This is a genomic window from Phycisphaerae bacterium, assembly GCA_017999985.1.
GTDB lineage: Bacteria > Planctomycetota > Phycisphaerae > UBA1845 > Fen-1342 > JAGNKU01.
The window spans coordinates 107,051-130,409 of sequence record JAGNKU010000011.1; the positions used below are offsets into that span (position 1 = coordinate 107,051).

At 67.3% G+C, this 23,359-nt stretch carries 13 protein-coding genes; 7 read left to right on the forward strand and 6 right to left on the reverse strand.

Annotated elements, in window-relative coordinates; translation table 11 throughout:
* Positions 1-197 precede the first annotated feature (197 nt).
* From KA383_15075 to KA383_15085, 3 genes are all read left to right on the forward strand, one after another.
* Entirely contained in the window at positions 198-2,177 is a 1,980-nt protein-coding gene (locus KA383_15075) for an efflux RND transporter periplasmic adaptor subunit (GenBank protein MBP7747438.1), read from the forward strand.
* Between the two features lie 42 nt (positions 2,178-2,219).
* On the forward strand, positions 2,220-6,353 hold the full coding sequence (locus KA383_15080) for an efflux RND transporter permease subunit (GenBank protein ID MBP7747439.1): 4,134 nt from the start codon (positions 2,220-2,222) through the stop codon (positions 6,351-6,353).
* Positions 6,354-6,447: 94 nt separating this feature from the next.
* Entirely contained in the window at positions 6,448-7,596 is a 1,149-nt protein-coding gene (locus tag KA383_15085; protein MBP7747440.1) for an aminopeptidase P family protein, read from the forward strand.
* A 45-nt stretch (positions 7,597-7,641) separates the two neighbouring features.
* On the opposite strand, the gene KA383_15090 is transcribed toward KA383_15085, so the two are convergent.
* The 4 genes from KA383_15090 to KA383_15105 all read right to left on the reverse strand — a co-directional run bounded on the left by KA383_15090 (position 7,642) and on the right by KA383_15105 (position 12,583).
* Positions 7,642-8,439, reverse strand: a complete 798-nt coding sequence (locus tag KA383_15090; protein MBP7747441.1) for an endonuclease/exonuclease/phosphatase family protein — start codon at positions 8,437-8,439, stop codon at positions 7,642-7,644.
* A 20-nt stretch (positions 8,440-8,459) separates the two neighbouring features.
* The gene (locus tag KA383_15095) at positions 8,460-10,976 is read right to left on the reverse strand and encodes a tetratricopeptide repeat protein (GenBank protein MBP7747442.1); all 2,517 of its coding nucleotides are present in this window, start codon (positions 10,974-10,976) and stop codon (positions 8,460-8,462) included.
* A 123-nt stretch (positions 10,977-11,099) separates the two neighbouring features.
* Positions 11,100-12,137, reverse strand: a complete 1,038-nt coding sequence (locus KA383_15100) for a type II secretion system protein (GenBank protein MBP7747443.1) — start codon at positions 12,135-12,137, stop codon at positions 11,100-11,102.
* A complete protein-coding gene (locus KA383_15105) occupies positions 12,134-12,583 on the reverse strand; it encodes a hypothetical protein (GenBank protein MBP7747444.1) in 450 nt (149 codons plus the stop codon). The genes KA383_15100 and KA383_15105 overlap by 4 nt, the downstream gene beginning before the upstream one ends.
* Positions 12,584-12,774: 191 nt before the next feature.
* Between KA383_15105 and KA383_15110 the strand changes: the two genes are divergently transcribed.
* Entirely contained in the window at positions 12,775-13,464 is a 690-nt protein-coding gene (locus KA383_15110) for a hypothetical protein (GenBank protein ID MBP7747445.1), read from the forward strand.
* A gap of 82 nt (positions 13,465-13,546) precedes the next feature.
* A complete protein-coding gene (locus tag KA383_15115; GenBank protein MBP7747446.1) occupies positions 13,547-14,518 on the forward strand; it encodes a hypothetical protein in 972 nt (323 codons plus the stop codon).
* Positions 14,519-14,655: 137 nt separating this feature from the next.
* On the opposite strand, the gene KA383_15120 is transcribed toward KA383_15115, so the two are convergent.
* The gene (locus KA383_15120) at positions 14,656-17,673 is read right to left on the reverse strand and encodes a hypothetical protein (protein MBP7747447.1); all 3,018 of its coding nucleotides are present in this window, start codon (positions 17,671-17,673) and stop codon (positions 14,656-14,658) included.
* A 209-nt stretch (positions 17,674-17,882) separates the two neighbouring features.
* On the opposite strand from KA383_15120, the gene KA383_15125 reads away from it, so the two are divergent.
* Together KA383_15125 and KA383_15130 are read left to right on the forward strand one after the other, a co-directional pair.
* Positions 17,883-18,527, forward strand: coding sequence for an RNA polymerase sigma factor (locus tag KA383_15125; protein ID MBP7747448.1), 645 nt, complete (start codon positions 17,883-17,885; stop codon positions 18,525-18,527).
* A 3-nt stretch (positions 18,528-18,530) separates the two neighbouring features.
* The gene (locus tag KA383_15130; protein ID MBP7747449.1) at positions 18,531-21,911 is read left to right on the forward strand and encodes a protein kinase; all 3,381 of its coding nucleotides are present in this window, start codon (positions 18,531-18,533) and stop codon (positions 21,909-21,911) included.
* A gap of 121 nt (positions 21,912-22,032) precedes the next feature.
* Here KA383_15130 and KA383_15135 read toward each other — a convergent pair whose 3' ends face one another.
* A complete protein-coding gene (locus KA383_15135; GenBank protein MBP7747450.1) occupies positions 22,033-23,334 on the reverse strand; it encodes an exo-alpha-sialidase in 1,302 nt (433 codons plus the stop codon).
* Positions 23,335-23,359: the final 25 nt, after the last annotated feature.

Here is a 23,359-nt window from a genome sequence, read left to right on the forward strand (position 1 = left end):
CATTCAGGCCCCGGGCTCGCACCCGTTTTCGCCGATCGCACCGTGCGGGCAATTCTACCCGCCCGCCGGGCCGCCCACTACGTGCCACACCTTTCGCCAGCCCGCCGCGGCGAATAGGCTACCCGGGCGCCGAATTCGCCCCCGGGCGTCGGCTGCCGTCCTATCATAGGTAGTCGGGCCACCGTGGAGATCGAACCATGCCAGACGATGCGGGACCGCCGAAGGCTGCCGCGCAGCCATCGCGGCTGCGACGGGCCTGGTGGCTGCTGGAACTCGTGCAGGTCCGCCTGCGCTTCATCTTCCTGATGGCAATCGTCGGGCTGGTCGTGGGCTATTGGGAGAACATTACGAACCACGTGGACCGCTGGCTGCGCCCCGCGCAGGCCCCGGACCTGGTTGCTGCCGCGGAGGTCGAGTACTTCTGCCCCATGCACCCCGCCGTCATCCGGGCCGAGCCGGGGAGCTGCCCGATCTGCGGGATGCCGCTCTCGAAGCGCCCGAAGGGCGAGCACGTGCCGCTGCCGGAGGGCGTGCTGGCCCGCACGCAGCTTACGCCGCTGAAGGTCCGCATGGGTCGGATCGCCAGCACGCCGGTCGAGTACCGGCTGCTGAGCCGCGAGATTCGCACGGTCGGCGTCGTCGATTATGACGAGACGCGCCGGGCCTTCATCGCGGCGCGGATCAAGGGGCGCATCGACAAGCTGCTGGTGAACTACGTCGGGCAGTACGTCAATGCCGGCGACCCGCTCGTGTGGCTGTACAGCCCGGAACTGCTGACGGCTCAACAGGAGCTGCTCTTGGCGCAACGCCGGCTCGCAACGACCAGCGGACCGAGCGAATTCGCCGAGGCGACGGGTCAATCGCTGCTCGAGGCCGCGCGGCAGAAGCTGCTCCTGTGGGGCATCACGGCGGAACAGATCGACGCACTCCTCAAGCGCGGCGAACCTGAGACGCACCTGACGATTTACTCGCCGATCGCGGGCTTCGTAACCGCGAAGAACGTGCTTGAAGGGCACTACGTCAATGAGGGCGACGACCTCTATACGATCGCCGACTTGAGCAGCGTGTGGATGCAGGTCAAGGTCTTCGAGGACGAGAGCGCCGGCGTGGCCGTCGGCACGGCCGTCGAAGTGCGCTGCACGGCGTATCCCCAGGAGCTTTTCGCCGGCCGAATCACGTTCATCGCGTACGAGGTTGATCCAGCGACGCGCACGGTCGCCGCCCGTGTCGAAATCGCCAACCCCGACTTTAAGCTCAAGCCCGGCATGTACGCTGAGGCGTACATCCGCGTGCCGGTCGGAACAGTCACCGCGCTGCCGCCACCGACCGACAGCGCACCGGCGAGCGGCGCGGTCACTACCGACACCAGTCCGGAAGGTGCAGCGCTCCGCGCCTATCTCGCTTTGACCACGGGCTACGTCCACGACCGCATTGAGCAGGAATCACTTGGTGAGCTGCAAAAGCAGGCCCTGGCGCTGGCCAAGGGGCCTCCCGGTCCAGCGGCCACGGTTGCCGCCGCCCTCGCCGAGGCCGTCGCCAAATTGCCGGGCAAGGACATCGCTGCGCAGCGCGACCTGCTCCGCGACGTCAGCAAGGAGCTGATCCGCCTGTTGCGCATCAGCCCGCCCGCCGAGCCCCTGTACATCGCCTACTGCCCGATGGTGAAAGCGGATTGGGTGCAGGAGGGCCGGACGGTCAACAACCCGTACATGGGACAGGAAATGCCGCGCTGTGGAATGGTCACCGATACGCTCAAGCCGCGGCCCGGCATTGACCAGGAACGCTTCGCGACCGGGTATTTCTGCCCGATCACGCCGGACCGGCTGTATGACGAGCCGGCCCTGTGCCCGGTGGACAAGTTTCCGTTCAAGTTCGTGCAGCTCGAGAAGGTGCTCGCGGTGCCCCAGGCCGCGGTGATCAACACGGGCACGCGTCACATCGTCTACCGCGAGACGGAGCCGGGCGTGTTCGACATGCTCCAGGTCGAGCTGGGCCCGCGGGCCGGCGAGTTCTACCCGGTCGTGTCCGGCCTGAAGGCGGGCGAGCGGATCGCGACCGATGGCGCGTTCCTGGTGGACGCCGAGAACCGCCTGAATCCCGCGGCGGCGGCGCAGTATTTCGGCGCGAGCGGCAGGCCGCCGACGGAACCCAAGGGCAGCGGCGGCCACCAGCACTAGTACCGGCGGTCGCGGCCGGACTGGCCGCGCGCGGAGTGGTTCATGATCCCCAGCGTGATCGAGTATTGCATTCGCAATCGCTTCATCGTCATTCTGCTGACGGTGGTGGTCGCGCTATGGGGCGTGTACTGCGTGCTGAAGACGCCGATCGACGCCATCCCCGACCTGTCCGAGAACCAGGTGATCGTCTTCACCGACTGGATGGGCCGCTCGCCGCAGGAGATCGACGACCAGATCACCTACCCTCTATCGGTGAACCTGCAGGGGCTGGCCGGGGTGAAGGCTGTGCGCTCATCGAGCGAATTCAACTTCTCGATGATCAACATCATCTTCGACGACGCCACCGACTTCTACTTCGCGCGGACGCGCGTGCTGGAACGGCTCAACATCGCGACCACGTTTCTGCCGCCGGGCGTGGTGCCCTACCTCGCGCCCGACGCCACCGCGCTCGGGCAGATCTTCTGGTACACGGTGGAGGGCGACGGCTACAGTCTCGACGAGCTGCGTGCCATCCAGGACTGGTATGTGCGCTACCAGCTCTACGTGCCCGGCGTCGCCGAGGTCGCCAGCGTCGGCGGCTTCGTCCGCGAGTACCAGGTCGATGTCGATCCGGACCGGCTGCGGGCCTATGACGTCACGCTGGGCGCCGTCTACAACGCCATCGCCGGCAGCAACATCGCCGTCGGCGGCAAGGTGTATTTCGAGGCGAACGCCGAATTCCTGATTCGTGGCGTCGGCTGGCTGCGTGGCGTGCAGGACCTCGAGAACGTGGTGGTGACCGAGCGCGACGGTGTGCCCATCTACGTCCGCAACCTCGCGGCCGTGCAGCTCGGCCCGCAGTATCGCCGGAGCATGCTCGAAAAGAACGGCGCCGAGGCAACCGGCGGCGTCGTGATGATGCGGTACGGCGAGAATCCGCTGGCGGTCACGCGCGCGATCAAGGCGCGCATCGAGCAATTGCAGGCGGGCTTGCCCGCGGGCGTGCGCATCGTGCCCTTCTATGACCGCACGCGGCTGATCGAGGGGGCGATTCACACGCTCGTCGGCACGCTGCGCGAGGAACTGATCATCGCGAGCCTCGCCATCCTGCTGATTCTCACGCATCTGCGCAGCGCCGTGGTCGTCTGCGTGACGCTGCCGCTGGCGGTGCTGATCTCTTTCATCCTGATGTACTACCTCGGCATCCCCAGCAACATCATGTCGCTGTCGGGCATCGCGATCTCGATCGGCATTCTGGTCGACGCCGCGGTCGTCATGGTCGAAAACGCTACGCACGAGCTGACGCAGCAGTTCGGGTCGCAAAAGGTGCGCGGCGACACGACCGAGATCGTGGTCCGCGCCTGCCGGCTGGTCGGCAAGCCGATCTTCTTCGCCGTCATCATCATGCTGATTTCGTTCCTGCCGGTCTTCGCGCTGGGCGGCCAGGAAGGCAAGATGTTCCATCCGCTCGCGTTCACCAAGAGCTTCGCGATGATCGGCGTGGCGCTGTTGGCCGTGACGTGCGTGCCGGCCATGATCCCGATCTTCATCCGCGGGCATTTGCGCCGCGAGGAAGACAACTGGATCGTCCGCAGCTTCATCCAGATCTACAAGCCGGTTCTGACGTGGCTGATGCAGATTCCGGCCGCCGGGCTGTGGTTCATCGGGTTCTTGTTCATCATCGGCGCCGGCCTGGTCGGCAGCCGTGTGCTCTTTCTCGCCGTGTTGGCCGTCGCGCTGCTCTTCGGCTGCGCGTTCTTCCGCCGGCTGCTCAGCAAGGGCATCGCCCTGGCCCTGCTGCTCGTGACCGCCCTGTGGGCCGCGCACTTTCCGAAGCTCGGCCGCGAGTTCATGCCGCCCCTGGATGAAGGCAGCATTCTCGACATGCCGGTCACCGTGCCGCGCGTCTCCATCGCCCAGGCCGCCGACGACATCCGCGTACGGGATGCGGTCATGCGCGGCTTCCCCGAGGTCGACCAGGTCGTCGGCAAGGTTGGTCGTGCAGACACGCCCACCGACCCATCCGGCATTGACATGGTCGAGACCGTCGTCACGCTGCGGCCGAGGGAACGGTGGCCGAAGCGCAAAGTGCAATTCAACGACGCGCTGGCCGAAGCCCGCCAAGCCGTCGCGGCCCTGCAGCAGAACGGCCATCTGCCCGGCGACCTGAAACCGGACGACGCCGACGCGCTGGCCAACGCCGCCACGATGGACGGACTGGCCGCGCTGGACCGGGTGCTGCGCACACTTGCCCATGATCGGCAGCGTCAGTTCGAGCCGGTACTGGCGCAGAAGCTCGCCATGGCGACCGCCACCGAGCTGCTCGATGTGTTCCGCCGCAAGGGCGCGCTGCGTCGCGCGGCGACGGATGCCGAGCTAAACCCTCTGGTGGCGCGGCTGGCGGACACGCACGGCCGGCTGCTCGTCGAGGTGCCACGGCGGGAAGAACTGACCAAGCTGATCGAAGCAGCCACGGACGGCCTGGACGCCCTCGGCGTCGTGCAGCGCACGCCGGAACTGCTGCTCCTGCCGGCCTCGCCCTGGAGGGCCATTGAGGACGCGCTGCTCACCGCGCTGGAACGCCCGGCGGCAACGCTGTCGAGCAAGCTCTTCGCGAGCTTCGAGAAGCGCCTGGAGGCCGAATGGGTGCAGCGCGTGAAGACGCTCAACTGGGAGCTGGAGGATCGCGCGGCCGGGACGCTGCTGTGGGAATTGCACGTCGCCTTGCGCACGCAGGCCGAGGCCGGTGGTTTTCTCACACACGAGCTCAGCGACGAGCAGCTTCGCACGCTGTGCGCGTCGCGCGAGCCGGACCTGCGCAAGCGCCTGTTCCTCTGGCACAAGCTCAAGACCGACCTCGTGCAGGAGTTGGACAGCGAGCTGCAGATGCCCGGCTGGGGCAACATCTGGACGCAGCCGATCATCAACCGCGTGGACATGCTCGCCACCGGCGTGCGTACCATGATTGGCGTCAAAGTCTACGGCCCGCGCCAGGAAGACGTCACGCGCACCATCACGGAGAACGGCGTCTCCCGGGTCGTGGTCGCTGAGCCCGGCATCCAGAGTGTCGCCAACGAGATCGCCGGCGTGCTGCGCGGCATCCGCGGCGCCGTCGACATCTTTCCGGACCAGATCGTTGGCCGCAGCTACCTTCAGATCGACATCGACCGCGAGCGGGCCGCCCGCTACGGCGTGAACGTCGCCGACATTCAGGATGCGATCGAGGTCGCGATGGGCGGCAAGATGATCACGCTCACGGTCGAGGGCCGGGCCCGCTTCCCGGTCCGCGTCCGCTACGCGCGCGACTTCTGGCAGACCCAGCAGGCGCTGCGCCGCATTCTGGTCACGGGGCGCGGCGGCGCGGCACCTGCGGCCACCGGCGAGATGGGCGCGACCCCGATGCCGGGCGGCACAGAGTCGGTGCAGATTCCGATCACCGAGGTCGCGGACATCCAGGTTGTCGAGGGGCCGAGCGTCATCAAGAGCGAGAACGGCATGCTGCGCTCGTACGTGCAGCTCAACGTCCGCGACCGCGACATCGTGGGGTTCGTCGAGGAGGCCCAACAGGCAATCGCGTCGCAGGTCAAGCTGCCGCCGGGCTTCTTCCTCGAATGGAGCGGCCAGTTCGAGCATCAGGTCCGCGCGCGGAAGACGCTGCAGATCGTCTTTCCGCTGGTCGTGCTGCTGATCTTCGTGATCCTGTACATGACGTTCAACGACGTGCGCGACGCCCTGCTGATCATCCTGGCGGTGCCGGGCGCATTGGCCGGCGGCGTGATCTTCCAGAGCCTTTTCGGCTTCAACTTCAGCGTCGCGGTCTGGGTCGGGTACATCGCCTGCTTCGGCATGGCCACCCAGACCGGGGTCGTGATGCTCGTATACCTGCATGAGGCCATCCGCGCGCGGGGGGGACTCCTGAAGATCGGCTCGCTGGCGGAGTTGAAGGACGCCGTCATCACGGGCGCCGTGCACCGCCTGCGACCCAAGCTGATGACCGAAGGCACAACGATCATCGCCCTCATGCCCATGCTCTGGGCCACCGGCGTCGGCGCGGAGGTGATGAAGCCAATGGCCGCGCCGGTCCTCGGCGGCCTGCTCGTCGCGGATGAGGTCATCGACTTGCTGCTGCCGGTCATCTTCAACTGGTACCAGGCCCGCCGCTGGCGCCGCCTGCACGCGACCACGACACCGGGTTGAACCTCGCCCTGGCCGAATCGGTCGGGTAACATCCCCACACAACGCCGAGCACTTGGAGGTTGACATGAACGCGATCGCCGCCGCTCAGACTTTCATGCGTCAGCAGCACATCGACGCGTGGCTGGTCTACGACTTCCGGGGCAACAATCCGGTCCTCGCCCAACTGGTCCCCGGCAAGCGCTGGACCACCCGCCGGGCACTACTGCTTGTCCCGGCTGACGGCGAGCCGACGCTGCTCGCCCACGGCATTGACCGCGCGCAATTCGAGTCGGCCACGGTTAAGAAAGAGGTCTACCTGTCGTGGCGCGACCTGATTGCGTGGCTGGCCAACCACCTCGAAGGCCGCGCGCGCGTCGCCATGGAATACGCCCCCGGCGGCACGCTGCCCGTCGCGTCGATTGTCGACGCCGGCACGGTTGAGCTCATCCGCGCTCTCGGCGTCGAGGTCGTTTCGTCCGCGAACCTAGTGCAGACCAGCGTCGCCGTGTGGTCGCCCGAGGTCTGCGCCGCGCATGAGGCCGCCTGCGCGGCCGTCGGGCGGGCCAAGGATGGCGCATTCGACCTCATCCGCCAGCGCGTCGCCGCCAACCAGCCGATCAACGAATACGAAGTGCAGCAGGCCATCATGCAGGCCTTCGCGGCGGCAAAGCTCGAAACGACCGAGCCACCCATCGTCGCGGTCAACGCCCATAGCGGCGATCCGCATTTCGAGCCGTCGGCGAAGTCACCCGCCCCGATTCGCCGCGGCGACTGGGTGTTGATCGACTTGTGGGCCCACCAGCCCGGCGAGGAAAACGTCTATTCCGACATTACCTGGGTGGGCTTCGTCGGCCGCGACGTGCCGGCGAAGCACCGCGCGGTGTTCAACACGGTGAAGGCGGCGCGCGATGCATCGCTCGCGTGTGCCGTCAATGCCTGGAAAGCGAAGCAGCCCGTGCAGGGCTGGCAGCTCGACCGCGCGGCCAGCGACACGATCAAGAACGCCGGCTACGAGCAGTACATCCGCCACCGCACCGGGCACAGCCTCAGCCCGGGCCCGCTCGTGCACGGCCTGGGCATGAATCTCGACGACCTGGAGACGCACGACACGCGCGCGATGCTGCCCGGCCTGGGCTTCACGATCGAACCCGGCATCTACCTGCCCGAGTTCGGCGTGCGGCTGGAAATCGACGTCTTTGTCGATCCGCAACGCGGCCCGCGCCCAACGTCCGGGCTCCAGGACGACATCATCCTGCTGGCGTAGCTCAGTGAGAATTCCTTCCATTTCGCAAGCAGTTGGGGAGTGCGTCTACGGCCCGCCGAGTGTCAGCGTCGCCAGCACCGGCCGATGATCAGACGCCACCGCTTCGGGCAGCACCTGGCATGCGACACAGCCCAGGCCCGCGCGCGGCAGCACCAGCACATAGTCGATCCGCTCGCTCGGCTTGCCCGCGGGGTACGTCAGGTCGGTGTGGCCGACGGCCGCACACGCGTCCCGCAGAAATGCCGTCGCGTCGCTGAGGACCGCGCTGTCCGGCCGGGCGTTGAAATCGCCAGCGACAATCACCGTCCGATCCGCGTTGCGCTCGACCAGTTCGCGGAGCGTGGCGAGCGACGCCCGCCGCTCGCGGTCGTTGGCGCAGTGGTCGAGATGTGTCGCGACGAAGACCACCGGCCGGCCGCCGATCCGCACGTGGACCTCCAAGGCCCCGCGCTGCTCGCTGTCATCAAACCTGGGCAACGCGTGATTCTCATAGCGCTCGATCGGGAAGCGACTCAGGACGGCATTGCCGTACTCGCCGCCTTGCAGCGCAATGTTCTTCGCAAAAGCGACGTGCATGCCGGTGAGCTCGGCCAACCGCTGCGGCTGATCCTCGCCGCCCGAACGCCGTACGCCGCGATCAACCTCCTGTAGCGCGACGAGATCGGCGCGGGCGGCGCGGATGACCGCGGCGATCCGTTCGAGATCCACCCGGCCATCCGCGCCTGCGGCATGGTGGATGTTGTAGGTCAATACCGCGACGTTCCGCTGACAGCCCGCGCTGCATGCCGTTCCGGCGATCAGAGCGGCGAGCACCAATCCGCGCCACATTCTGCTGTACTGCATGGTCTACTCCCGGGTCAGAGTCACGGACGTCCACCGGCGGGCGGTGGGGGCGCGGCCGGCGGCAGATATGCCTGGCCGCGCTGGTACGACTCGATCTGCTCCGCGATGCCGGCTGCGATCTGCGTCTCGCCGGAGTCCAGGGCCAGCCGGCGGGCCTGCTCCGCGGCGCGAATTGCATCGGGAAATTGCCCGGCGGCGGCATGGCAAACCGCCAGGACGCCGAGGGCGGCAAACGCCTGGTAGTCTGTGAATTCGCACGCCCGGCGAGCCAGTTGGATCGCGCGCGGCGCATCGCGCAGCCTCGGATCGGGACACGTTGCCAGCAGCCACGCCAGATCGACCAGGATGCGCGCATTATCCGCTTGCAGCGCCGCGGCGCGTTCCAGCGGACCGAGCGCTTCCGCACCGCGTCCCTGCTGCACGAGCAGTTGTCCCAGCAAGTGCAGTGCCTCGACGTACTCCGCGTTGAGCTGCACCGCCGCGGATAGTTCGCGAACCGCGTCCGCCATCCGCCCTTGCGCCGCCTGCGCCTTGCCCAGACAGAAGCGTGCCACCGCATCGCGTGGATCGAGGCGCGCGGCCTCCGATAAATGCCGTACACCCTCCGCGACCGCACCCCGGTTGCACAAGAGTGCACCCAACACGCGCTGTGCATCGGCGATTTCCGGCCGATAGCGTACCGCGCGCGTCAACAGCTCGACCGCTTCATCGACCTTCCCCTCGCGCGCCCGTAGCATCCCCAGGTTGTAGTACGGACTGCCATTCGTCGGATCGAGACGCAGCGCCTCCTTCAAGTGCGTCACACCCTCCTCCACGGCGCCCTGCGTGACCAGCACGCCGCCCAGATTGCTGTGCGCGATCGCGTTCTGCGGATTCAGCTCCAGCGCCTTGCGGAACTGCCGCACCGCGCCATCCACGTCGTGCGCCCGCAGAAAAGCGTCCGCCGCCCGCACGTACGACACGTCGTCGATGAACGCCGTGCCGATCTTTGCAATCGCGTCCGGCGTCGCGTTGACGAACTCCGGGATGTTCGCCGCCCGGTCCGGCGCCGTCAGCGCCGCCAGCCGCACCGCCGGCGTGCTGTTGCCTTCGGCGTTGATGTGTGTCAGATAGAGCTGCGTATACTCCGACGTCGCCTTCGACGAGAACACCAGCCACTTGCCGTTGGGCGACCAACTGTGCCACGAGTTCATGCGCCCCGTGTTGCACGGCATGCGCCGCGGCTCGCCCCCCGCCGCCGGCATGATGTATAGTTCGCTGTCCGGCTGCAGCAGCATGTAGCTGCGCGCCTGGCAGAACACGATCCACTTGCCGTCCGGCGAGAACTTCGCGAAGTAGTTGCTCCTGCCGTTCTGGGACGCGCCCGGCAGCGGCTCGGCCACGCCGGCGGCGCCGCCGTTGAACGGCACGCGATACAGATCGAAGAGAAACGTCCGTCCCTCCTCGAGAAACTCGGCGCACTCCTCCTTGGTTAGCAGCACCTGGCCCGAGTCCTGCTTCAGGTGATGCGCCTTCGCCCGCGCGAAGATGATGGTCTGGCCATCCGGGCTCCACGTCGCGTTGCTCTGCACGTACTCCGGATCGTCCGCCCCCGGCAGCGCGCTGAACGTCTGCGTCATCCGGTCGTACACCGCCAGGATCCCGCGGATCGGAAAAAAAAGCTGCGAAAACGCCAGCTCCGGCTTCGCCACGAATACCGACCGATCCTTCACCGTGCTGACCACGTAGCGCCCGTCCGGCGAGACCTGCGACAGCAGCCCGAACGTCGCCTGGCCATCATCACGGCGAAAATCACTCCAGGTGATCAGGTCGCTCGTCGCCAGCGGCATCTCACGCCGCACCGGCGTCAACGCATACGAACCTTTGTCGTTGGCGTAGTCCACGTCCATCCCGAGCATGGCGCCGTCAGCCGAGAACGAATGGCAGTTTCCGCAGACCGGCAGGTTTTCCAGCACGATCGGTGGCGGCTGGCGCGACGACACCGGCCCGAAACGCCAGCGAATGCGGCTCGGGTCCTTGACGGCCTCGGCGAACGGCAGGTTGACTTCGCGATAGAACAGCGGGGCGCCAACTTCGTCCGCCGATGTGCGAATGGCAATGCGCGCGCCCGACAGAATCGTCCCAGGCGCCGCCCGTTGCACACCGAGGACGATCACCCGCGCATCCTGTTCGCGCGTGCGGCGTTGAATCTCGGTCCATTGCGCTTCATCGGGCGTCCATTGGGGCTTGTCCGTGGTGCAGCGCAGCGGCGCGCGGCCATCGGCAAACCGGAACGCGAGCGCCCATGCATCGACACGCGGATTGCCGTCGTGCCACTGAAACGTCGGCGGCGCCAGCTCCGGCGGAAACAGCGTGCCATCAAGCGGATAGTCAACCGTCAACCCCGTGTATTCGGCGTCGTCGCGGTAGCTCGCCCACACGGCCGCGGGCACGTCCGGTGCGCGCGTGCAAGCCGTCACGCAACCCAACACCAGCACCGCACACCCCCACAGCCAGAGAGTCCGCCGGCGGGACCGTACATCCACGGACGACTGCATGCGGGATAGCTCCGCTGCCAACCGCGCAGCGCCAGCCACCCGGTGGCCGCCGCACGTGACAGCGCCCACGATAGCACGCAGGCCCCCCGTTGCCCAGTTGAAACAGTGCCGCCGCCGGCGCGCTCACTCCAGGTTGCACTCGTACGCCGGAAACGGCCACTGCGCCCGGTTGAGGCACGGCGATATGGCATCCGCGGTGAAAGGCGGCGGGTCGGCGGTCCACAAGCTGGGCGCTCCCCAGATGCGTGCCCCCGGCGTCGGCCAGGTATCCAGCCGCCAGCCTGGTCCCTCGCTGAGCAGCCCAGCGTTGCACGGGAGCGGCGGGCAAGGCAAATCCATCTTCACCAGCGTGCCACAGGCCGGCAACGCGTGGACCTGCGTCGAAGTCGCGCGGGCGCCGCCGTCCACAAACAGCACGTTCGCTTTCTTTCCGCGCGCGTGCCAGTCGCCGCCCGCGGTATCCAAGAACGGTGGCTCGGCGGCCAGCACGAGCTGACCCGGCGTCGGAAGCGTCTGCAGGCGATGGCCCCACACACCCCACGAGAAGGCCCCCGCCTGCGACGGGCTGTCGTCGATGAACGACGTCAGCGTCTGGGCCTGGTAGCTGTTGCCGAAGACCTCGTAGCACGGGAGGCCGCGCACGACGGGCGGCACCGCCGGGCTCTGCCCGGAAAAACCCCGGTCATCCGGGCAGCGGAACACGGCCATCTCCGCCGCGTCGCTCGCGTGGATGTTGCGGCCGAGATAGAAGCGGTTCAGCGGACGCTGTGCGGCCCCGTACATCGGCCCGCCCATTTCCGGCGGCACGTAACCCTTCGCATCGCCGGAGAGCCAGATGTCGCCGCTCTCCCCCGGCAATGGAAACTGCCCGTCACGACCACCCCACACGAAGCTGTGCCCGGTGCCGCTGATCCAGGGGTTGCCCGTCCGCCGGATCATCATGTCGTGAATGGGAATCACCTGGTCGGCCTGGTCTTCGTCCGCGTAGGCCAGCAGCAGGTACCCGAGCTGCCGCAGGTTCGAGAGACACACGGCGGACTTGGCCTGGTGGCGCGCCCGTGACATGCTCGGCAGCAGGATCGACATGAGCAGGCTGATGATTGACACGACCACCAGTAACTCAATCAGGGTGAAGGCCGGCACGCGTCGCTGATTGCTCATCGCTGTCGCACCTCCGGCTGGCCCGCGACCAGCACCCCGCGCGGCGTCCAAACTGGATACGCCGTCTGCTGGCGACATCGTTCACACTGGTACGCCCCCGCGCGACTGACGCCGCGATCCATCCCCGCCGCCCCCAGCGGCCGGGTCCAGCCGCACTGCCGGCAGCGAATGACGAACACGAAGGCCGGCTCTTCAGAACCTGCTACGCCGGACGGCCCACCTCCGACCGGCGTGTCTCCGCCCAGACGGATGCACGCCAGCACCACGACAAGGAGGGTGCCGCCGAACATCAGGCTTGCAGTCCATGTGCGCAGCTTCAGGGCCGAGAGGTTGCATGCCGGCAGCCGGCCGCAGGTCGCGATCGTGATGCCCTGATACCACGTCAACAGTCGCTCGCCCACGCCATCCAGACTGTCCACGAGGCCCCTCAGCCAACGCCTCGTCAAGTGTCCTCCCATCATGTCACACCGTCCCCGCGTCAGCGGCCTGGCAGTCGCATCCGGAAGTTTGGACGCCCCGACTGGCGAAGAAGTTCCCGCGGGTCCGGAAACTGCCCCCACCACCCATGCCCACCGGCATCCGGCAGCCCACCTGCATCGCCAGGCTTTGGGAACCGCCCTGCCCCGGATCACGCCCAATGACTGCCGGGAACCACGCCGCGCTGCAGCGCACCCCACAGTATCATGCCACCATGTCGCCCCAGGCAGTCCCGATGCGCCGCGCACCGCGTCCCCGCTGGCTGTTCGTCTGGCTGCTGCCGCTGCTGTGGTGCGCGACCAGCGCCGCGGCAACACGACACCCCGGCGACGAGTATGCGATGTTCGCCGTAGGCGCCCTCGCGGGCGCGTGGATCATCCCACTGGTGGGCGAAAGCGGCTCGTTCCTCCGCATCTCCGCCTATGTGATCGTGGCCGGAGGTGTCACAGTCGGGATGCTGGGCTTGGTGCTGGACCTGCTGCGGGCGCCGCGCCGCTTGTGGCTGATTGCCTGGCTGGTGAGCGCCGCCCTGCTCGTCCTCGGCGCCATCGGCGGCTACCCATCGTACCAGCGTGCGTTGTCGAAGCACGGCTCGCTGTGGGCCTACATACTCAACGCCTCGAACCTGGGGCTCTGCGCAGCCACGCTCATCGCGTTGCCCGCCGGCGTCGCGCGACGCCTGTTGGCCCGTCGCAGGCGGCCTCAAGACTGCATCCACTGCGGCTACGACCTGACCGGCAACGTCAGCGGCGTCTGCCCGGAGTGCGGCCGCGCCACGCCCGACCGCGTTGCCAACGTCAATTCTGGCGAGCCGCCGGCTGACGCCAGTTCGTCGGCTGTGCATCGCTGACCAGTCGCGACGGGCGGATACTCCGCGACCGCACGCGCTACACGGCAGTCGGATAGAATCACGGCACGAAAGAGGAGCGGTCGTGAACCAGGTTCGAACGCGCTGGCTGGCCTTGTCTTTGCTCACGGTGCCGTTGCTCGCGGCGGGTTGTACTGATCTTCAGTATTTCATTCCTGCTGTGAACTGCACAGCTCCGCCACTGCCGGAGGTGGTCGTCGTCGAGGAACACGGCCGGGCGGCCCGGGGAACGCTCGCGGGTGTCGACGATGCCCAGTGGCTGCAGGTGGCGCGGCAGAGCCGCCCCGGCGTGATCGGTGGCTACCTGTCACCCGAGCCAGGCACACGCGGCAGCCTCGTGCTCCTGCTCAGCGGCGCAAGCACATCCTACGCGGAAGCCCGGGTCGCCGCCGTGCTGAGTTTCTTCCGCGGCTACGGGGACGAGTTTCGGCGGGCGGGCTTCCGCCTGTGGGCGCCCGTCCTGAGCGAAGTCGGGCCGTACGCCACCGACGAGGTGGACGACGTCGTTGAGGTGCTGGAGTGGCTGGACTCCGGGGGTCTGGAGCTGCTCAGCGTTGACCGGGTCTTTGTGGTCGGGTACTCGACCGGAGCGACGACGGCCAACTTCGTGAACCTGCGGGCCAAGGCGACCGCGGTGGTGTCTCTGGCAGGCTTGACCGAGCCCGAGCAGTTACAGCGCAACGCCGTTTTGTACCGCCGTATCACCGACCTGTTTCCGTGCACCACCGGCATGCTCCAGTTCCGCCGCACGCTCGATCATTACGACGCCGTCGGGTGGGACGAGTTCAACGTGGTCGCACGGGTGACCGAGATGCGTAACCCGGCGCTGTTCATGACGGCCGCGGACGACATCATCTATGAGCCAGCCAACGTGCGAAACCTCCAAGCGGCGTACGAGCAGGCCCTCGCGGCCGGAGCGATGCTTCCGGAGCTGACGTTTGAGTACGTGCCGAGCGGTGGGCATTTCGCCTACGTGCAGGCGCCGGAGCTGTTTGACGTCGTCGTTCGCTACTTGGAGCAGTTCGAGGTGCCCTGAACGCACACGGGCTTCCGTGCCGTCGAGCCGCCGCGCAAAAGCGGACGGGCGGTCAGCGTCGCGCCAACCGCCCGTCTACTGACTCGAATCCCACCGGCAGCGATGTTGTCCGCCAGCGTTACAACCACGCGACCGGGTCAGCGACCCGAGCTGAGTAAGGCCACAAACGGGTTGATGTCGTCAAATCCGACGACGCCATTGTTGTTGATGTCCGCGTTGTAGCTTGGGCAGTTCGGGAACGTGCCGGCGTACGTCGCGGGGTTGGCCAGCCGCAGGACGAACGGGTTGATGTCCTTGAAGTTCGCCACGCCGTCGCAGTTCAGGTCGCCCTTGAGACCCGGCGACACGCTGATGTCCTCGATGATCAGCCCCTCTGGATCATCGCTGACCACCTCAAGCCGGACCAGCCGCCCGACACTCGACGTCGGGTTCAGCGGCTTGATGTCGAACGAGGTGACGCCGACCAGCGGGCCGACGCCGGGCACGATGAGGTCGATCGGAATGCCCAGGCAGCCGACAAACACCCAGACGGGGTTGCTCTGCGTGCCGTTGTTCTGCCAGATCGCGTTTGAACCCGGCGGGCACGGGGTGCCGACGACGACCTTGGGGCCGCCGTTGACGATCTCGGTACCACCCGGCGGACCGATGACCACGCCACCCGGGCCGTAAGCCGTCAGGATGTAGCCGCTGGCGCCGAGGTCGGTGAAATCCGCATCCAGTTCCTCGGTCCCGGATGAATCCGAAGCCTGCGTCGTGATGATGCGCTGCACCTGGCCCTCGTCATCGTACGCCTTCATGATGATCACGTGCCCGCGGCAGCAGTTGCCCTTCGCGAGGCTGAGCGAAACGCCGCCCTGCTCCTTCGGCACGTCGATGGCCACGCCGTCCTGCCCCGACGAGCCGATATTCGTCACGACGAGGCGCCGGTCGGTCTCATCGCAACCGCCCATGCCGTCGGGCGTGCACTGCTCGCCAAGGTGCGACGCGCCCAGGCCCCAAGACGGAAGGCCAAACGTCCGGACGTTCGCGTTCGAGACCACCAGCTCGGAGAGCCCGCTGCCGGTGATCGACAGCGACTCAAAGCCCGGGGTGTCCGGCGTGCCCGGGGGGAAGGTCGGAGTGATCACGCGCTCCGTGTAATCTGTGCTCCCGCCGCCGCCCGGACAGGTGCAGGTAAACACCCAGTGACTCTCGACCGGGCAGGTGGAACAAAGCTGGCCCTCCCACCAACGCATCGTCTTGGTACATCCGGGTGGGCAAACGAACTCTTCCTCGTTTAGCGGCAAGTCGACGATGGGGCCGGTGTACTCTGCGGAGGAAATCACGACGCCATTCGCGTCGAGCTGCTCGATCACGATGCTGGTCGCCCCAACATCCGAGTAGTCGAGCGTCAACATGGCCGAACCGTCGCCGTTGCTGGCCAGGCGGTGGTTTCCGTAGATCAGACCATCCCAGCCCTTGTACTTGTGGCGGAGCGTCGCACCAGGAGTGCTCAGGAAGGGTTCGAGGTCGACCTCGGCGCCGCCACCAAGAAGTGAGTGCAGTTGGATTTCGACGCCGTCCTCACCGGAACTGCCCAGGTTGCGCACGGGCAGCCGGCGGTCAGTCGGCGGATCGAGCTGGGCCGTGCCCAGCGCGGTGTGCAGCAAGCCGCTCACGTACGCAGTGGTGGCGGGCGTGACGGTGATGCCGGTGATGACGAGGCCCTGGTCATCGTCGCTGAGAACCTCCACGCGGGTGCGCTGGCCAAAGCTCGACGTCGCGTCGATCGGCTCAACGCTGAAGGAGGCCACGCCAGGCACTGTGCCGATGCCGGGCAACGTGAATTCGTACAGCCCTTCGCAGCCCGAGAAGACCCAGACGGGGTTTGCGGGCGTCCCCTGGTTCACCCAGATCTCCCGGTAGCCCGGCGGGCACATGTTGGTGAAGGTCGGCTTCGGTCCGCCGGCGTAGAACGCGGTGCCCTCGGGCGGGCCGAGCACGACCCCACCCGGTCCGAAGAGCCGCAGACGGAACCCAATGGCACCGAGCGACGAGAAGTCCGCGTCCAGTTCTTCTATTCCAGTGAGGTCGGTGGTCTGGGTCATCGAAACGCGCTGCTCATGGCCTTCGTCATCGAAGGCCTTCATGATGATCACGTGCCCGCGGCAGCAGTTGCCCTTGGCCAACTCGACACTGACGCCGCCGTTATTCGGGGGCAGCGCAACGGCCACGCCGTCCTGTCCCGAGGAGCCAAGATTGTCCACCACCAGGCGTCGGATGCTCGGGTCGCAGCCCCCCATGCTGTCAGGCGTGCACTGCTCGCTGATCTGCGCCTGGCCAAGCCCCCAGCGGGCGCTATCCAAAGCGTAATCCGGCCCGAGGCAGTCCCAGGGCGGGCACGGGATCGGGAACGACTTGATGTCGGCATTGCCCACAACGAGGTCGGGTACGCCGTCACCATCCAGGTCCGGCAGGTCGCGTCCGGTCACAACCAGCGCATCGACGTCACTGATGCCGGGGACGCCACCAGGGAAGATCGGAGTGACGACGATCGTACGCGCGGAGCTGATTCCGCCGCAGGGGGCAAACCACTGCCACGGGTCCGGGCAGTTGGAGCAGTAATAGTGCCAAGTCACTGTGAACTGCTTGGGTGGCCCGAGGCTGATGAGGTGCAACGACGCGTACCAGATCTGATATTGCCCCGGGCACGGCCCCATTGCCAGTCCTTCCGCGGGCAGCAAGCCCTCCGCAACGGCATTGCCGAGTTCGTCATACTCGACGTACGACGCCCCGGCGGCGCCGCTGTCGCTGAAATCGGCGGCGAGGTAGGTCACGCCCGTGGCCGGCTCGTTGTACGCGCGCATGGTGCCCTTGACCGTGCCGTCCCAACCCTTGGGCCGGATCTTGATTTCACGGTTGGCACCCACACCGCCGAAACCTGTGAGATCCACACCCACTCCGCCGCCCCATGCGCTGCTGCAGCGCACCGCCACGCCATCCTCGCCGCTGCTGCCGATGTTACCGACGCTGAGCACACGGCCGCTGACCGCGCCGAGGCTCGCGCTGCCGGCCGGCTCGTACAGGATGCCGCCAACGTACGCCGGCTGGGCAATGGCCCCTGAGACTGCGAATCCCGCCGCCACGACTACAATCATCGAAAGTGGAGGTTTCATGGTTCTATTCCTTTCCTTTGTTTCAAAGCCGCCCAGCGCCGTTTACGGCAGCGGCGGAAGGTGCCGCGCGGCCCAGCGCGACGCACCTCTGCCATGCTTCCGTCGGCCGTCGGTGATTTCTCCAAGTCAGATTGGACCTTTTTTGTTCTATTTACAGGAAAGAACGGCGACAGACCGACCTGCGGGATTGACTTGGATGTGCATAACCAATGAGCTACAATAACCTTACGCTAGTGGAGCACGCGTTGATGGAGCCCGGGGATCTGGCGCGGACGACGACGGAGCTGCTCGCGGGGCTCCACGAGCGCGGCAATCGCGCCGTGTGGGACGAATTCGACCGCCGGTACCGACCGATCGTGATCGGTTTCCTCTGCCGCATGGGTCTCAACGCCAGCGACGCTGCGGATGTCGCGCAGGAGACGCTGGCGTGTTTCGTCGAGGACTACCGGCGGCGCAAATACGATCGTCAGCAAGGGCGTTTGCGTTCGTGGCTGATCGCGATCGCGCGCTACCGACTCGCGGACTGGCGCCGGGCGGCGGGACGCCGGCGTGAGCTGCGCGGCGAGTCCGCGATTGAGGCGCTGCCGGATCAGGAGGATGCCGACGCGGCGTGGGAAGAAGAGGAACGTCGGCAGATCTTTGAGCAGGCCGTCGCCGAGCTGCGGCAGACCACGCGCTTCAACGAGCGGACGATCGCAGCGTTCGAACGGGTCGCCCTCCGGCAGGAGTCAATCGAGCTGGTTTCGGCTGAGCTCGGCTTGACGCCACAGGAAATCTATAACGCCAAGAACCGCGTGATCCAAAAGCTGCGCGAAATCATGCGGCGCTACGACGACAGCGTCGTGGGCGGTTGAGCCATGCCGGTCGCGTCGTGTCCCCCCGCGGAGGTGCTCGAGACCCTGGCCGTCGGTGGCGTGACCCCGCCGCCGCTCGCAGCACACCTTCAGGAGTGCGAAGTCTGCCGCAGCACGCTGCAGCGGATCCGCGCGGACAATCGCTTCCTGAGCCGGTTTCTGACGCGGACCGACCGGGCCGCGCGCGAACCCGCCCCGCCACCCGCCGTGATTGACATTCCCGGGTACCAGATCCTGGATGAGATCCATCGCGGCGGGCAGGGCGTCGTGTACCGCGCGGTCCAGCGCGCCACGCGCCGCCCGGTCGCGATCAAGGTCATGAAACACGGGCCGTTCGCGACCCTGTCGGACCGGGCCCGCTTCGATCGCGAGATCGACACGCTGGGGCGCCTCAATCACCCGAACATCGTGGCCGTGCACGACGCCGGCGTCGCGGCCGGGTACGTGTACTTCGTGATGAACTACGTGGCGGGCCGGCCGCTCGACGAAGCGCTGACGGCGCTCCCGCCCGCGGCCGGCGGCAGCGCGGTGGCCGGCGGGGCCGCGGGACCGACGGACCCGCGGCGGCGCGTGCGGGCGATTCTCGAGCTTTTTATCAAGGTCTGCGACGCGGTGCAGGCCGCCCACCTGCGCGGAATCATTCATCGCGACCTGAAGCCCAGCAACATCCGGGTGGACCCGCAGGGCGAGCCGCACGTCCTCGACTTCGGCCTGGCCAAGTCCACCGATGCGGAGCCGGACTCGGCGATGACGCAGACCGGGCAGTTCGTCGGGTCGCTGCCGTGGGCGTCGCCCGAGCAGGTCGCGGGAGAATCGGTCAAGATCGACCTGCGCACGGATGTGTACTCGCTCGGCGCGATCCTGTTCCAGCTCCTGACGGGTCACCTGCCGTTCGACCTGGGCAGCAACCTGCGCCAAGCCGTCGACACGATCCTGTTCCGCGCGCCGCCGCGCCCGAGCGCGCGGATCACGGCCACCGGCGGCCCACCACTGGACGACGAGCTGGACACGATCGTGCTGAAGTGCCTGGCGAAGGACCGCGAGCGGCGCTATCAGACCGCCGGCGAGCTGGCCCACGACCTCCGCCGCTATCTGGTCGGCGAGGCGATCGAGGCGAAGCGCGACAGCGCCATCTACATGCTGCGCAAGACACTGCGCCGCTACCGACTGCAAGTCGTCGTCGCCACGGCCTTCGTCGTGCTGGTGACGGCGTTCGGCGCGGTCATGGCCGTGATGTATCAGCAAGCGGCGCGCATGCAGCAGGCCGCGGTGCAGACCGCCGGTGTGCTGAACGACCTGCTCTCCCAGGGCAGTGTCGAGCAGGGACGCATGGCGGGCATGCTCGGCAACATGGAGCAGGCAGAGCAGTTGCTGTGGCGCGAGTTGCTCACGCATCGCGAGCTGAGCGGCCCGCACACCCTGCACCTGAACACGCCGCCCGGACCGCCGGAAGCCTACTGGGGTCTTTGGGAACTGTATCGCCGTTATCCCTGCCGGCGCACAATCACGCTCGATCCCCCGGGCGTGCGTGCCGCGACACTCTCCACCGACCGCCAGAGCCTCTGGACCATCGACACGGATGGACGCGTGCAGCAGCTCGACGAATTCGGCACGCAGCTCGACTCGTATGCGCTCCCCGTCCCTTGTGGACACGCGCTGCCCACGATCGGCGCCACCGGACATTTCATCGTCCGCTTCGACGGCCAGCGATATGCGGTCTACCGGCGCGGTGCCGGCGAAATCCCCGCGCTGGAGCTGCCGGTCGGCGCAACTGTGATCTGCCTGTCACCGTCCGGACAGCACGTGGCCGCCGCGCTTGACGACACGGCGGTCGTGTGGAATCTCAATCCAGTTGCGGAGCTAGCGCGTCTGCGCTGCGATGGCGGCGAACTGACCGCGCTCGCGCTGTCGCACACCAACGGGCGACTGGCGGCGCGCGATCGGCTCGGCGGCCTCCACGTCTGGGAACTCGCGTCGCAACAACGCGTCGCCCATGCCACCGGCACGGCGACGCCGCGCGTGGCCACGCAATCGCTCGGCGAGCTGCTGTTTTCACCCGACGACCGGCGGCTCGCGGACGCGTGGATGGCAACCCCCGGCCGCATCTGGGACCTCACCACCATGCCTCCCACCGCCATCGAGTTCGCGGAGCGGCCGGGCGATTACCGGGTCCAGGGCTTCAGCCCGGACGGTGGCCTGCTGGCAATCGGCGATCTGCGCGGCGCCGTACGCCTGGTCGACACCACCACCGGACAGTGCCGCGCCACGTTCGTCGCGCACCCCGGCCGCGTGCGCACCGTCGCTTTCACCGCCGACGGGCAACACATCTGGACCAACGGCGAAGGCGCTCTGCGTCTCTGGGAGGTCAACGCGCATGCCGGCGTCCGCATCGTGCGAATCGCCGGCGAAGCACTCCACAGCGTCGATATCAGCCCCGCCGGAGACTGGCTCTGCGCCGGCGGCGGACTGGGCAAGCTGTACCGGATTGACGCCACGACGCTCGCCGTGAACACGCTCGATTTCGGCAATGAAGCCACCGTGCCGTGCACCGCGATTTCGCCGGACGGGCGCTGGACCGCCGCGGCAACGTACGCCAGCGCCGTGTACGTGTGGGACAACCAGGATCCCGGGGCGGCCCCGGTCCAGTTGGCACACGGCAGCCTCGTCAGTGATGTCAGTTTCAGCCCGGACAGCGCCACGCTCGCGACCGCCTGCAACGACGGCATTCTCAGGATCTGGCGCGTGGCCGGCGGGACATTGGAGCGCGAGTTGCCGCCCGCGGGCGACCGCATCCCGCACCTCGCGTTTGACGCGACCGGCCAGCGTCTGGCCATCGCGCTGCGGAACGGAGCTCTGCTCGTCTGGAACCTGAACAGCGACACAAGCGAAACATGGAAGCCGCCGACCCAGAAGCCCCTGCGGACCGTGTCCTTCTCGCCGGATGGTCGCTGGCTGCTGGCTGCCGGCGCGGACAGGATCATCGAAATCTGGGATACGTCCACCCGCCAGCAGGTCGGGACACTGGTCGGCCACACCCAGGAGATCTTCTGCCTCGACATCAGCCCCGACGGCGAGACGATCGCGAGCGGCGACACCAGCGGAGCCATTCGCCTCTGGCACCTGCCGCTGCGCCGACCGCTGGCTGCGCTCGAGGGGCACACGGCGCCGGTGATGACGCTGCACTTCGCGGCCGATGGACGCACGCTCGTGTCCGCGTCGCTGGACGGCACATTGCGCGTGTGGGACCTCACCTACTACGCCCAACACATCGCCGGCAATCTGGAGACGCAACTGCGGCGGGTCGGCGCGGAACCGGCCAATCCGGACGAGCTCGCGGCCTGGCGCCACTGGGCGGCGCAAGCGCCCGGCGTGGGGCAGCGTTGAAACGCGCGCTCCGCCGCACCTCAGAACCACTCCAACATGGGTGGTATGGGCATTTTGCCCGTTCCTGCGGCGGGCGGGACGCCCGCACCACCCCGGTTGGCGACCGTTTCGCGGTCGCGGTCTATGAACGAACGCGCGCCGCACTGAGCGCGCTGAACAGCGCGAAGTCCGCCAGATCCACGTCCAGGTCGTCGTCCAGATCAGCGCGGATGAAGTATGCCAGCTCGCCGCCGGGCGGCACCGCCCGCACCGTCGGGCCGTTCATCGCACTGGCGAAGAGCACCAGATCGTCGAATTCGATGCCCGCGTCGCCATCGATGTCCCCCGGCATGCCGCCATCAACGCCCACCGGCATCGGCCAGCGCAGAATCGTGCTGTCGGGCTGGCACCCGGCAAACACGACGTTCAGCTCCGTGGCACACATCTGGTAGATCGCCTGCATCCCGCCGTATGGGCCGATGTAGGGGTTTCCGAGCAACACCCAGTCCGTCCCGTCGTTCGTGGACAGGAACAACTGCATGTAACGCTCATTGCTCGTGCCTTCCATGCAGCACGCCGACGCCAGCAGGCTGTCGCCGACCTTGACGATGTCGCGCCAGTACGTGTAAGTCGGCCGCTGCAAATTGACCTCCACGACCTTCGACCACGTCTGGCCCATGTCGAGGCTGCGATACAGGGCGATCGGCGTGTTGGCGGTCGTGCGGACGTCGCCGCAGAAGTAAATCCCGTTGCCCGCGTCGCACAGCGGCTGGAACAGGGCCGCATTGGGCACGGTGGCGTAGGACCAGCTCGCGCCTTGATCGGTAGAGCGGTACATCCGGTTGCCCTGGCACGATGGCCACAGCAGCACGTTGTCGCTGGTCAGGATCATCCGTCGCGCCCACGCCGACGCGTTTTGCCCCGGCTGCGCGGCGGGCACGTACCAAGTCGCGCCGTTGTCGGCGGACATGATGACCTTCTTCGTAGTGTCGAAGCTCTTGACGTTCACGATCCAGCAATCCGCGCCCAGGTAAACGGGGCTGAACACGGCCAGCACATTCGCGCTGCCGATCAGGCCGCGAAGTTGCGCGGAGGTCAGCGCCACCGACCACGTACAGCCGGCGTCCGTGCTCTTCATCAGGCACGCGTTGCCGGTATCGCCCGTGCCGGAAAACACGGTGTCGCCGTTCTGCCCGAAGAAGTAGGTGTGGGACCCGGTCGAGCCGGGGCAGCCGACGACCGTCCAGGTAGCCCCGTAGTCTTCGCTAAGCAGAAAGCGCGTGGCGGCCTGCGACGAGCGCTTGCCGGCGATGATGCGTCCGTTGCCGAGATAGTGAATGGCACTGAACGCATCCGAGGCCTGCGCCCCCTGATAGACGGCTTGCGCCCCCAGCAAGAGTTCGTCCTGCGCCGGTGCAACCGCCGGCAGGAATAGCGCGACCAAGCCCACAAGCCAAGCCCAGAGGTGG

Coding starts and splice junctions, on each gene's coding strand:
- KA383_15075 (MBP7747438.1), top strand. CDS start 198: ATGCCAGACGATGCGGGACCGCCGAAGGCTGCCGCGCAGCCATCGCGG.
- KA383_15080 (MBP7747439.1), top strand. CDS start 2,220: ATGATCCCCAGCGTGATCGAGTATTGCATTCGCAATCGCTTCATCGTC.
- KA383_15085 (MBP7747440.1), top strand. CDS start 6,448: ATGCGTCAGCAGCACATCGACGCGTGGCTGGTCTACGACTTCCGGGGC.
- KA383_15090 (MBP7747441.1), bottom strand. CDS start 8,439: ATGCAGTACAGCAGAATGTGGCGCGGATTGGTGCTCGCCGCTCTGATC.
- KA383_15095 (MBP7747442.1), bottom strand. CDS start 10,976: ATGCAGTCGTCCGTGGATGTACGGTCCCGCCGGCGGACTCTCTGGCTG.
- KA383_15100 (MBP7747443.1), bottom strand. CDS start 12,137: ATGAGCAATCAGCGACGCGTGCCGGCCTTCACCCTGATTGAGTTACTG.
- KA383_15110 (MBP7747445.1), top strand. CDS start 12,775: ATGACTGCCGGGAACCACGCCGCGCTGCAGCGCACCCCACAGTATCAT.
- KA383_15120 (MBP7747447.1), bottom strand. CDS start 17,673: ATGAAACCTCCACTTTCGATGATTGTAGTCGTGGCGGCGGGATTCGCA.
- KA383_15125 (MBP7747448.1), top strand. CDS start 17,883: ATGAGCTACAATAACCTTACGCTAGTGGAGCACGCGTTGATGGAGCCC.
- KA383_15130 (MBP7747449.1), top strand. CDS start 18,531: ATGCCGGTCGCGTCGTGTCCCCCCGCGGAGGTGCTCGAGACCCTGGCC.